The sequence below is a fragment of the Haloarcula sp. H-GB5 genome (assembly GCF_054850705.1).
Genome location: NZ_JBTWBG010000004.1, coordinates 128,266 through 140,793 on the forward strand (window position 1 = coordinate 128,266; position 12,528 = coordinate 140,793).

Annotated in this window: 9 protein-coding genes; 2 read left to right on the top strand and 7 right to left on the bottom strand. The window is 60.0% G+C overall.

Annotated elements, in window-relative coordinates; genetic code table 11:
* Positions 1 to 30: 30 nt before the first annotated feature.
* From ACYJ11_RS17935 to ACYJ11_RS17950, 4 genes are all read right to left on the bottom strand, one after another.
* Complete coding sequence (locus ACYJ11_RS17935; RefSeq protein WP_461648833.1) at positions 31 to 1,713, bottom strand: acyl-CoA synthetase; 1,683 nt, start codon at positions 1,711 to 1,713, stop codon at positions 31 to 33.
* A 170-nt stretch (positions 1,714 to 1,883) separates the two neighbouring features.
* Positions 1,884 to 3,287 (bottom strand): UbiD family decarboxylase, encoded by a 1,404-nt coding sequence (locus ACYJ11_RS17940; RefSeq protein ID WP_461648834.1) that lies wholly within the window; start codon positions 3,285 to 3,287, stop codon positions 1,884 to 1,886.
* On the bottom strand, positions 3,284 to 4,789 hold the full coding sequence (locus tag ACYJ11_RS17945) for a UbiD family decarboxylase (RefSeq protein ID WP_461648835.1): 1,506 nt from the start codon (positions 4,787 to 4,789) through the stop codon (positions 3,284 to 3,286). Before ACYJ11_RS17945 ends, ACYJ11_RS17940 begins: the two co-directional genes overlap by 4 nt.
* Positions 4,790 to 4,792: 3 nt before the next feature.
* Complete coding sequence (locus tag ACYJ11_RS17950; protein ID WP_188853500.1) at positions 4,793 to 5,287, bottom strand: ubiD operon protein; 495 nt, start codon at positions 5,285 to 5,287, stop codon at positions 4,793 to 4,795.
* Between the two features lie 292 nt (positions 5,288 to 5,579).
* On the opposite strand from ACYJ11_RS17950, the gene ACYJ11_RS17955 reads away from it, so the two are divergent.
* Positions 5,580 to 7,145, top strand: coding sequence for an ABC1 kinase family protein (locus tag ACYJ11_RS17955; RefSeq protein ID WP_461648836.1), 1,566 nt, complete (start codon positions 5,580 to 5,582; stop codon positions 7,143 to 7,145).
* 217 nt (positions 7,146 to 7,362) lie between these two features.
* Positions 7,363 to 8,601 (top strand): MgtC/SapB family protein, encoded by a 1,239-nt coding sequence (locus tag ACYJ11_RS17960; protein WP_461648837.1) that lies wholly within the window; start codon positions 7,363 to 7,365, stop codon positions 8,599 to 8,601.
* Positions 8,602 to 8,893: 292 nt separating this feature from the next.
* On the opposite strand, the gene ACYJ11_RS17965 is transcribed toward ACYJ11_RS17960, so the two are convergent.
* From ACYJ11_RS17965 to ACYJ11_RS17975, 3 genes are all read right to left on the bottom strand, one after another.
* On the bottom strand, positions 8,894 to 10,081 hold the full coding sequence (locus ACYJ11_RS17965; protein WP_005538780.1) for an orc1/cdc6 family replication initiation protein: 1,188 nt from the start codon (positions 10,079 to 10,081) through the stop codon (positions 8,894 to 8,896).
* A 716-nt stretch (positions 10,082 to 10,797) separates the two neighbouring features.
* On the bottom strand, positions 10,798 to 11,229 hold the full coding sequence (locus ACYJ11_RS17970) for a Zn-ribbon domain-containing OB-fold protein (RefSeq protein ID WP_049944183.1): 432 nt from the start codon (positions 11,227 to 11,229) through the stop codon (positions 10,798 to 10,800).
* Positions 11,230 to 11,261: 32 nt separating this feature from the next.
* A complete protein-coding gene (locus tag ACYJ11_RS17975) occupies positions 11,262 to 12,431 on the bottom strand; it encodes a thiolase C-terminal domain-containing protein (RefSeq protein ID WP_461648838.1) in 1,170 nt (389 codons plus the stop codon).
* Positions 12,432 to 12,528 lie beyond the last annotated feature (97 nt).

Here is a 12,528-nt window from a genome sequence, read left to right on the forward strand (position 1 = left end):
GTTTGCACTCGTGGTGCTTGATACCCTGTGTCAGGATTCGACTTCAGCTTCTGCTTCAGCGTCGTCGTGGAGTTCGGTTCGGCGGATCTTCCCGGTCACAGTCTTTGGCAGTTCCTCGCGGAACTCGATTTCGCGCGGGTACTCGTGTGCTGAGAGCTCTTCTTTCACGTAGCTCTGAATGTCTTCTTTGAGTGGGTCAGACGGCTCCGCGTCCTCGCTCGGCACAACGTAGGCCTTGACGATGTTCCCCCGCGCTTCATGTGGCTTGGGGACGACGGCCGCCTCGGCGACCGCTTCGTGTTCGCCCAGCGAACTCTCTACCTCGAACGGCCCGATGCGGTAGCCGGAAGAGAGGATCACGTCGTCTGCCCGCCCCTCGAACCAGAAATACCCGTCCTCGTCTTTGTGTGCCAGATCGCCCGAGAGATACCATTTCCCGTCTGGCCCGTCGATAAATGCCCGCTGGGTCTTTTCGGGCTTGTTCCAGAACTCGGCGAAGAAACACGGGTAATCGCCCCGCTGTGCGATCTCGCCCGTTTCGCCGGGCTCTAGAACCTCACCGCTCTGTGGGTCGACGATATCGGCCTCGATTCCAGGGAGAGGTTTCCCCATCGACCCGGGCCGGAGTTCCATCGTGGGATAGTTGTTGATGATCATGTTCCCGGTCTCGGTCTGCCCGTACGTGTCCAGAATCGTGACGCCGAGTTCCTCCTCCCCCCACTCGACGACACCGGCACTGAGTGGTTCGCCGATGGAGAGGGCATGACGCAGATCGAGGTCGACATCGGCGAGGACCTCCTCGTTCTCCCGAAGCATCCGGTACGCTGTCGGAACCGAAAACAGGACGCTGATCGGGTATTCGTCGAGCAGGGCGGCCCACTCGTCGGTATCGAACTCGCCCTCGTATGTGAACAGCGACGCTCCCCAGAACCAGGCACCGAGCGTGTTGATTGCCCCGGTCAGCCAGCCGAGGTCGCCCGTCGACCAGTACAGGTCGCCGTCCTGAAGATCCACGGCGTACTTCTGTGTTGCCGCGACACCGGCGATCCAGCGCTGTTTGTGGAGGACACCCTTGGCCAGCCCAGTCGTTCCCGATGTGTAGTACAGCAGTGCGTCGTCCTCCCCGCTGGTCTCGGCAACCTCGTAGGCAGTGCTCGCGCCGTCCAGCGCAGTATTGAACACCACGTCACCGGCGGGTGCGCCGCCACCGCGGTCAACGGTAATCACGTGTTCGACCGCGGGCGCATCGTCCAGTGCGTCTTCGACCGTGTCGCGATTGTCGGTCGTGGTGACGACGACCTTTGCGTCGCAGTCGTCCAGACGGTACGAGATGCCGTCGGGACCGAACCGCTCGTTGACGCTCCCCCAGACAGCGCCGTGTTTGAGCGTCCCGACCAGCGCCACGTAGTGCTCGGGGATGCGCGGCATGTACGAGAAGACCCGGTCACCCTGCGTGACCCCGAGGTCGTCGAGGACGTTAGCAAACTGGCTTGAGCGGTCGGCAAGCTCCCAGAAGGTCATTTTCGACAGCTCTCCGTCGGTCCCGACCTGATAGAGTGCGACCTGTCCCCGGTCGGTCGCGTGTCGGTCGGCAACTTCGTGCCCGATGTTCAGGTCGTTCGGTGCGTCCCAGTCCGCTGCCGCGTAGATATCGTCCCAGGAGAACTCGTTCCGCGCTGTGTCGTAATCCGGGAGGTTGTGGCTGGTGACCATACACCGCTCGGAATACCGGATTCTGGTATAACTGTATCGGTTATTTTTTGCAAAAAATATATTGTATGTATTTTACTTCTTTTTCCTACGTAGGTATTATTTGGACTCAGTAAGGTGAAAACAGAACTGATTACAACATATTTGAAGATATATACATTCGAGAGACATATTTAATCGGACGATTCGTTTTCAGTCGTCTCTCCGGGAGCGGTGGCGAGTTCGTCCCACAAGACACGAGCTACGTCGCGGACGTCGTTCGGGAACGAATTCTCGAACGTGACTCGCGGCGCGATGTAGGTTTCCTTCCAGCGTGGGTCCCACGCTGCGTTCACATACAGGCGCGACCCGGTCGCGTTGTCTCGTCGATAGTGAGGGCGTGTCGCTGCCGGTGCATCCGGTTCGCTGAACGTCCAGTCGCGGGCCGGGTGAGATTTCAGCCAGATATCAGCCAGAACGCGGCCGAAGTCCTGTGGCGGAACGTCTTCATCGACGATAACGACTGTGTCGAAAAGCGACGAGAACGAAAAGAGGATGTTCGCGAGTTGCCATTCGAAGCCGCCATAGAGCACGTCACTCGCCACGAAACAGATCCCGAGTTCGGCCTCCGCCGGGAGCATAATCCATTCCACTGGCGAGATACCCCAGTAGTTGTTGACCCGGTGATAGAGCGCTGCGGCGGTCGCGAGTCCCGTGAGACGGGTGTCATCCGCGAGCGGACGACCGACGGGAGAGATGGGGATGACCGGGTTTTCAGTAGTGCGAACGCGCTCGACCGACAGCGAGAGCGGGCCGCTCTCGACGACGTACTCCCAGCCCTCTCGACGGTCGGAACGGAAGTCCGGCTGGCGGTCCACGACTGTCGTCTCCATGACGACCTCCGTCGCACTCGGAACGAGTCCGCCGTTGGTCGGGACGAGCGGGATGGTTCCGGCCACCCCACAGGACTGGATCGGCGTGGCAGTTTGCTCGGTGACAGCGAGCAGGTATGCCGTCGTAATCGCCGCCGGTGGCACGCCGAGCGCTATCGCCATCGTCGTCCCTTCACCGACAAGCGACGACAGAGGGTCCGGAACACGCACTCTGAGCGTGTCGCCACCCACGACCGAGCCGTGAACCGGTGCCCAGTGTGTGCCGTCAGCGGTCGAGACCGAGGCGACGCCGAGCGTCACTGCAGGCCACGTATCGGTTTCGCCCTGCGGGAACTGCAGGTCCTGTGCGTCGATATCTGTCCCCGAGGCTGCCTGGCCCGTGTACGTCGGTTCCGGATTCTCGCCGGCCGGGCCGAGAGTGCTGATCGTCTCTAGTAGCTCAACGAGCGTGGTTTCCGGATCGAGTCCGAGGCCGAGCGACAGCCGCGACCACGGTCTAGCCTCGCGCTGCTGGGTCTGGTCCGGGCCGCTGAACACACCGCTAACTAGGTCACTGCCAGCTGATCGCTGGAATCGAAGTGCCGGCCCACTCGCACGGAGCGCCTCCGCCGCAAGCACGTCCACCGGGACCTCGAACGGGCCGCCGAGTCGGACGAGGTCGTCGTCGCCGGCCAGTCCGCGAACGTACTGCGTGAACGGTATCACTGTGATTTCTCCTCCCGCTCATCGAGTTGGTCGAATCGTGCGGCGTCCAGTCCCGCTTCGACCAGCCGTTGCTGCGCTCGCTTCCGTGTTTCTGTGGTCGCCGTCGTATCCGCCGCGTCACCGTCAGTCGTCGCGTCGATGTAGGCTTTCGCCGTCTTGGCCTTCGAAGTTCCCACGTCCGCACTTCCCTTTTCGTCTGGCGTCTGATAGATGTTGAGCGGAACTTTCGGCATCCGCTCGACGCCGAACTGGTGGAAGTCAGCGTCCGGATCGGCCTCAAGTGCGATGGCCGTCAAGACTGCCCGTGGATCGAGCGGGTCGACAGCAGCGTCGACAAAGACGAAGAAGTCGATGTGGAGCATTCCCCACGTCGTGAAAATAAAGTTCGCCAGTTCATGGAGATAGCCCGGATACGGTCGATCCGTCGCGATGACCCAGACAGTGCGAGAGGTGAACCGCCACGGGACCGCCATCGCAACGTCGAATCCAGCAGCCCGGAGTCCGACAGTCGCGTCGGGACCGGCTGCGACGAGCCGAAGCGTACTGGTCGAGTTCTGCCCGTATCCGACACCGCTCCCCTCAACACAAAACGGTATCCGCGGTTCGTGGCGATGGGTGATCGCATCGACCTCGAACACCGGCATGGAGCGTCGCGGGCCATTCATGTAGCCGAAGTAGTCTCCGAACGGTCCCTCATCCAGCCGGTCGTCCGGCCGAACGTGCCCTTCGAGAACTAGCTCGGCCGTCGCCGGGACGTACAGGTCATTGGTTTCGCACTGGACGAGGTCCACAGGCGCGTTTTTCAGGCCGCCCGCGAAGGCCGCTTCGCTCCGCCCTGTCGGAATCCACATATCCGCGGTACACTCGACAGTGGGTTCGGCACCGATGACGACTGCAACTGGCATCGGTTCGCCACGTGGCTCGTAATCGTAGTAGTAGCGGTTGGGAACCTGCTCACCAGCCAGTAACAGCAGACTGGCCCGGGAACTGTCGTGGATCATCATGCGATGGCTCGACCAGGTCCCCCACTCCGTGTCGGGGTCCGGTGCGACGATGGTGTGGTGGTTCGAGTACCGTCCCCCGTCGCCCTCGTGGATATATGGCCACGGGAACGACAGGAGGTCGACCCCGTTCCCCGTCCGCACTGTTTCTTTGCAGGGGGCCTCGTTGCTCGCGACAGTTCGGGGCGCTTGCGGCGCGTTGAGGCGATCGATCACTCGGTCGTAGTACGTACGGCCCGAAAGGCCAGTCGGGAGTCCCAGCGCGCGGGCGAAGTGATCCCAGGGGCGCGTCTGGGGGCCCCGGTACGGATCGCCAACCAGTTTCGACTCCGTCTTTAGCCCCGCGATGGACTCGAACACCGGAATCGGGCCGTCACGGATATTGGCAAGCATCGTCGCTGCACTTGCTTCGAGGTCCCACGACACCGGCTGGTCAAAAGTCCGGAGCCAGCCGGTCGTGTCGAGCAAATCGAGGTACTCGCGGAGCGAATTAACTGACATCTGTCACTCCTGTTTCTCGAGGACGCGCCTCAGTGGGTCGTCGTCGAGTTCGCGGCGGACCTCCGCGTAGGCGTCAAGCAGGGCCGGTCGTTCTGTGGCGAGGTGGTCGAACGCGATCTCGCGAAGCGCATCAGACGTTGACTCGTACTCGCCAGTCTCGACGAGATACTGCAAGAGAACCTTCAGATCGTCGGACCGAGTGTTGAGGATGTTCGACGCCGTCTCCTGTTCAGCCGCCAGATGGGTCACCAGCTCCTGATCGATACCGGTCGCATCAGTCTCGTCGAGCAATTCGACGTATCTGGTCTCGCTGACGCTCTCGTGTGGCCCAGCGACGATTGTTAGCGGTTCCGGGTCAGTGAGTGCATCGGGGTCTTTGGCAATCCGGACGCGTGCCTCGAAAATACGTTTCGTTTGGGCATCCGTGATTTGTAGTGTAGTTTCTGTCTGTGCTTCCTCTGGGAGATGGTCTGCTGACGTGATGTAGTGGCTCGACATTACCTGCCCTCAGTTGTTTTGCTGATGTTCTTAGCAACCTCTTGTCCCAATGGCATATATGTACCGTCGTCAGTCCACCGTTTCACTGACCCGTACATCCCGGGCACAGTTTATCGCTCGAATCGCCCCCTGTGTGAACTGAAACGTACGGATCACTAGTGTCGAAGGTGTCTCAATAGAGGTGGATTTATACGAGACAATATAATGTTTCCTTCAGTTATATATGACACTTGATCGAAGCCAGAGTATGCACTGCCAATTGACGCCACTCAGCCGTTTGTCGCTTCGATAGATGAACGGATTGTTTCGCCGGTATCTGGTCGTTATCGTCCGGTTTCTACCTTTTGCACTGGCATTTCTCCGTGACCGTCGGCGGTTCGTCCTGTTTGGCTCACGACGACAGGTTCCAGACGAGAAACATCGGCAGCGAGCCGAGCAGATCCGGGATACAATGCTCGAACTCGGACCGGCTTTCATCAAAGTCGGGCAGGTACTCTCGACACGCCCAGATATCGTTCCACCGGTGTATGCCGACGTTTTCGGGACGCTTCAGGACGAAATTCCAGAGGGAGCAGGGGGAGATCCAAAGCACGTCGTTGCGGAAGAACTGGGCGACAAACTCGATCAGTCGACGCTCGAACCGGTCGCCGGTGGGTCGCTTGCGTACGTCTATACGGCAGACTATCAGGGTGAGCGAATCGCACTGAAAGTTCGACGTCCCGAATTGAAACCCGTGATTACGCGTGACCTTCGGGTGGTCCGGGGTCTGATTCCGCTGATTCGCCCCTTCGCTACCGAACGCCAGCAGTATTCGATCGAAAACGCGGCTGACGATTTTGAGGACATCATCCTGAACGAGTTGGATTTCGACCGTGAAGCGACGATCATGGCAGATATCAGGGAGAACTTCGACGACGATGAGCGAGTCGTCATCCCTGCCATCTACGAAGACCTGTGCTCGGAACGTGTGTTAGCTATGGAGTATCTGACCGGTCGGAAAATAACCGACGACAGCGCCTTCGACGATGTCGACGTGACACCACACGAGATGGCGACACGGATCATCAATGTGTACCTTGAGATGGGTCTCGTCGACGGCGTGTTCCACGCTGATCCCCACCCAGGCAACCTCGGTGTCACAGACGACGGCCGTCTGTTACTCTTCGATTTCGGCATGAGCGAACGCCTGCCACCGACGGTTCAGGGCGATATCATCGCCCTCTATCGGGCACTCGTTCGCCGTGACGTGGACGACCTAGTGGACGCGCTCATTGCGCTCGATGTCCTCGAACCACACGTCAACCGTGCCGAGGTCGGCCGGGTGCTCGAACTCGTCATCGAAAACCTCGAAGGTCGATCGGAGATCACCTGGCGGCTGATCATTACGGAGTTAACGACGATGCTCCGCGATTTCCCGTTTCGGATTCCGCCGGACGTGATGCTACTCATTCGGGTCGGGACTGTCGGTGAGGGCGTCTGTCGACAGCTCGATCCGGAGTTCGATTTCCTCGCCGCTGTGCGCTCGTTCCTCGTCGAACAGGGCCTCATCGAGAGTGAATTCGACGCAATCATCGAGGAAACGTGGGCGGACGTGCGCCGGTCGCTTCCCGCGCTGGCACGGGTCCCGTCCCGGTTCGAGCGAACGTTGTCGCGGCTCGAACGGGGCGAACTGGTCGTCCGTACAGATCCAGTCAATGGACGCGGAACGGGTGAACAGAATCTCGGATACGCGGTTGTCGCCGGAGCGCTCATCGTGGCCGCAGCGGTTCTGACGTTCCACGACCGCCCGTACGAGATTCCCGCGCTTGCCGGTGCAGCCAGCTTTCTCCTCGTCTATCTCATCAACATCGAGTCGTAACTCCTGACTCACCGAGTCTCCAAAAGAACGGACAGTGATCCGACCGAGGGTCGGAATGCAGGTGGCGAAACAGGTGTGGTCGGCTTATCCGGAATGGCTCGCGCGTGCTCCGGTCATCAGGGAAAACCGAGTACGGACCCGTAGCAACTACAGCAGGCGACTGATGCCGACTCTCACACCCGAAGTTTGACAACTTGGAGAAGTGAAATCCCAGAGGTTGGTCGAAATTATCGACTCGCTTTTCCTTCGTTTCCTCGTTGCATTCGGTATTGGCGCTCTTATCGGACTGGAACGGGAACAGGCGAAATCTGGGGGCACGTTCGCGGGCAGCCGGACGTTTCCGATGTTTGTCCTCGTCGGCGCAACCGTCCAGGCGTTCTTTCCGACTCTCTTGCCCGTCACTGTCCTCGCTATTGCAGTCCCCCTAACCGTCGCGTATGCCGGGAAAGTTCTAACTGAAGGGGATATCGGACTCACGACGGTGACCGCTGCCTTGCTCACTGTCCTCCTCGGTGCGTTGGCAGTGTCCTCCGAACGCGGGACGCTCTTCGCGATCATTCTCGGCGGGAGCGTCACTGTCCTCCTGTCTGCAAAACCGACGATCCACAGTTTCGTCGACCAGATCGACGAGCGGGAACGACGTGCCTCCCTGAAATTTATCCTCGTCGTGTTGGTCGTGCTGCCAATCTTGCCTGATCGTGAACTCGATGCCCTGTACGGTCTCAATCCGCGATTCATCTGGCTGATGGTCGGCTTTGTCACCGGCCTGAGCTTCGTTGCCTACATCTTGAGCCGAGTTGTCGGAGCCAAACGGGGGATCGCCCTCACGGGAATCCTCGGCGGGTTCGTCTCTTCGACTGCGACGACGGTCTCGATGGCCGAGCGAATCAGTGAAGCTCCGGATCTCTACAAGATCGGGTCGTTCTCGATTGTCGTCGCATCGATCGTCATGTTCCCGCGTGCACTCGTCGAAGTCGCTGTCGTCAACCCAGCCTTACTCCCTCGCGTCGTCGCTCCGCTCGGAGTGATGACTGGTGTTGGCGTGCTTATCGCCAGCATCGTCTACTGGCAATCGACGACAGAGTCCGCGGTCGAGACCGATCTCAAGAACCCGTTTCGTCTCCGACCGGCACTGTTTTTCGGCGCTGTTTTCGCAATCGTGCTCCTCGTGTCCCAGTCCGCGAATACCTGGTTCGGCGATTCGGGCATCTATGCAACTGCGTTTCTCTCGGGACTCGCTGACGTCGATGCGATCACGCTTACGCTGAGCGCACTCGAAGCTGACGGTGAGATCTCTCCCGAAGTAGCGACTACCGGCATCGTCATCGGCGCTATCGCGAACACGCTCACGAAGGCCGGACTCGCGTGGCTACTGGGGACAGTCAAACTGGGCCGGCGAGTGACGGTCGCTCTTGGAATCGTCGCCGCCGCCGGCATCGCTGTCGTCGTCCTGTGATTTGCTGTGCCGACGCCACCTGGGCCCGACAAACCGCGTTTGAACGCCGTGGAAGTTGCCTGCGAACGCCCGAAGTGCCGAGAAGCCCACAAACAGCGGTTCGATAGAACACGTCGGAACGAACCGCTCAGCGTTGCCGACAGTCAGAGTACGTCATCGGTATCGGACAGGCCCCGCATTCGCTAGCTCTCAGTGGCTTGTCGCTCGTGGTCCGGAATTGCGCCGATAGTCTATTTCTGCTCTCCGTCTAACAGCGGAACCAGTGGGGTGGCTAACAGCGGAACCAGTGGGGTTACGGGCTTTTTTTCAGGAGTTCTGACAGCCCTGTTTTGATCGAGCTGATGGATTGCTCTAACTCGAATTCTTTGTACTTGCCACCGCCTTTCCCTCGGTTGTACTCCGCTGAGGACACAATGCCGAGTTGTGTGAGTTCACCGAGATAGTCACGGACCGAACGCTCTGAAACCGGATCCAGTCCCTCATCACGTGCTAACTCCTGATACGCGCCCAGAATGTCTCGTGTCCGGGCCGGGGTGTCGTCGTCTTCGGCGAGTCCGGTGAGCGCATAGAGAACGAGTTGGCCGTGATCGGAGTAGTTACGGATACCTTCAACGACTTGGTCGGTTTGAAGCCGTTGCCGGGCTTCGCGCACGTGATGTTCCGTTACGAGTTCATCGTCGTACTCCCGAGCAAGGTCTCCGGCCTCAAGGAGGAGGTCAAGCGCCTGGCGGGCATCCCCGGAGTCTTTCGCGCCGTACGCAGCACACATTTCTATGACACCGTCATCGAGGACATCGTCCTGAAACGCGACGGCCTCACGCTGTTTCAGAACGAGTTGAAGCTCGTTGGCGTTGTACGCCGAGAAGGACACTTCCTTTTCACAGAGACTCGACCGGACTTTCGAGGACAGTTGGTTGCGAAAGTCGAGATCGTTTGAGATGCCGATGACGCCCAGTTTCGCTTCGGAGATATCACCGTTCGATCTGGCACGGGGAAGCTTGTACAGCAGCGAATCGTCCTCGATGTGATCGACTTCGTCGAGAACGATGAGTACCGTTCCGCCCAGATCATCGAGTGCGTCGAAGAGGAATTGATACACCGAAGCCTGTGGATATCCGGTGTTTGAGATTTGATTCGCTGGGTCACGAAGTGTGTTGACGATTGCGACCGCGGCCTGATAGCTCGAATTGAGTCCATCGCAGTTGACTTCGACCGTACTGAGGTCCAGTCCGTCGACATCTGCTGCATCGCGTTCCAGAGCGGAGAGAAGGTATCGAGTGGCAGCAGTCTTCCCGACACCGCTTTTCCCGTACAGAAAGATGTTCGACGGGGTTTCGTTGTTGATGACTGGCTGGAGAGCAGCGTGATACTGCTGGAGTTCCTCGTCACGTCCGACGAGCTCCTCAGGGGTCCACTCTTCGAGTAGTGCCTCGCGTTGTTCGAATATTGTGGAGGTGGGCGAAAACGTAATATCGCTCATTTGTGTGTAGTTGCAACACCGAGTGTCTTAACCTTTGGTTCCGCTGCTTCCGCTGTTCGGTTGAGTATATAAATAAACGACCCCGCCACTTCCGCTGTTAGATGGGAGGGACACACCTGACTGACCACACCCCCACCCCACCGGTTCCGCTGTTAGATGAGAAATGGGATAGTGACCCTCCTACTCCCCTACCCCACCACTTCCGCTGTTAGCACGGTAGCAGAGAAAGGCCCTCCTCGAGGGACAAGATCGAGTAACCTCAAGTGGTTAGACAGCGAGATTTAGTGGGATTTCAGCGGTAGGTCGACACACCCACCCCACCACTTCCGCTGTTAGTTCAATAAGAACGGACATGGGCTGCGGGAGCACGCTGTTTCTCCAGTCTGAACAGATCGAGTATCTTGGAATACCCCTTTCTCGACCCCTACCCCCACCCCACTGCTTCCGCTGTTAGCACTGAAAGTTGGTGGTGACCTATCCAGATCACAGCCTCAACATTTCTAGAGCTAGTGAATAACTTCAAGTATATCGGCGGAGAACAATACCCGCAGACCGTTATCACAAAATAGCAAAGCACCCCCTCCCATGGGGGTGGTGCCGTCTATTTATCTCCTAACAGCGGAACCAGTGGGGTGGGGGTGTGCACCCATTCCTGTTACAGGCGCTGGGCCAGGTCATCCACAACTCCCAGTCGAGTCAGAGAGTCGGCCCGCCCCTCACCGTGGTTCGAAGACGTGGACTGGCCAGTCGCTCTCGTAGTCGAGTGCGACCTCACGCTCTGTGGCCGTCGGCTCTCGTACCGTGAGTTCGACCGCGTCGCCGATAGTAACATCGGCGTAGTCGGCGGTGACTCGCCCAAGCAGGCGGCCACCGTCCGCGAGTTCCACGACGGCAACCGTGTAGGGCGCGTCCGCTGCGAACGCCGGCGGCGGCGTGTGGACCTCCGTGTACGAGAAGATTTGGCCCTCGGGGGACTGCGGTTCGACGTCAACGGCGCGGCTACCACAGGCGTAGCAGGCCGGTCGCGGCGGCAACAGGACCTGTCCACAGTCCACACAGACCCCGCCCAAGAGTTCACCATCGGCGAGCGCATCGAAGAATCCCGGTAGTGTCCGCGGGTCGGTCGCATCGAGGTCGCTGTCAGACATTGTGCTTCCGCCGGCATCGAGGTCGCCGTCAGTCATTGTGCCTCCGCCGTCGTGAGCACGTGGCCAACGGTAACCGCATCCGCGACGCCCCCCTCGTTGAGCAACAGGGCTGTCTCGGCATCCTCGACTGCCCGGTCGCCTGCGGCTCCCGTGAGTTGTTCGTAGGCTTCGAGCGCCTGCAAGAGTCCGGTCGCACCGATGGGGTGACCGCGGGCCTTCAGTCCGCCGCTCGGGCTCAACTGCACGTCCGTCCAGCCGTCAGCCCGCTCCGCTGGCGGCTGGTAGCTCTGATAGCCCGTTCCTGTGGGAGCGAAGCCAGCCGCTTCCGCGAGGAGCGCCTCACAGACGGTGAATGCGTCGTGGACCTCCGCGATGTCGACGGCCTCGGCGTCGATGCCTGCTTCTTCGTAGGCCGTCTCGGCGGCAATGCGGGCGCCCGCGATGTCGGTCATGTCCCGCTCGGCGACCGCGATGTTGTTCGCGGAGGCCCCGCTGCCCGCGACGTGCACCTGCGGCTGGTCGAGATCTGCCGCCATCTCGGCGGTCGTCACAAGAACGGCGGCGGCACCGTCCCCGACCGGCGCACAGTCGTAGAGCTTCAGCGGCGGAGCGACGGGGTCCGATTCCAGCACGGTCGCCACGTCGATCTCTTTCGGGAACTGCGCCCGGGGATTGCGAGCGGCGTTGGCGTGGTTCTTCACTGCAATCTCGGCAAGATCACGTTCCGTGGCGTCGGTCTCGTGGAGGTACCGCTGGGCGAGCAGTGCGTACTGGCTGGGTGCAGTGATGCCAGAACGTTGCTCGATGGCGCGGTCGAACGCCGCCGAGAGTGCGTCCGTCGCGCCGCTGGTGCCTGCGGACGTCATCTTCTCGACGCCACACGCGAGCACTGCTTCGTGTTCTCCGTTGCGGACGTCCTTGACTGCATGACGCAGCGCGAGCGCGCCCGCGGCGGCACACCCTTCGACTCGCTCTGCGGGGACGTGACGGAGGCCGGCCCACTCGGCCAGCAGCGTCCCCTGCATAATCTGGTGTTCGTAGGTCTCCGACTGGTTGCCGACGTACACCGCCTCGACGATGTCGGCGGGGTCGGGTAATTCGTCGAACGCCTCTGCAAGGGCGACCGAGAACAGGTCCCGGCCCGGAAGGTCTGTGCGGCCGAGCGTTGAAGCCCCAACCGACGCGATGACTGGCTCTGGCATCTGTACCTCCCACGTCGCAACGTTCCTAGTTAGTCGTTCTCATTTTCACTTTATCTGAACATTTCATCTATCGAACTACACACCATCTTCTATCGGC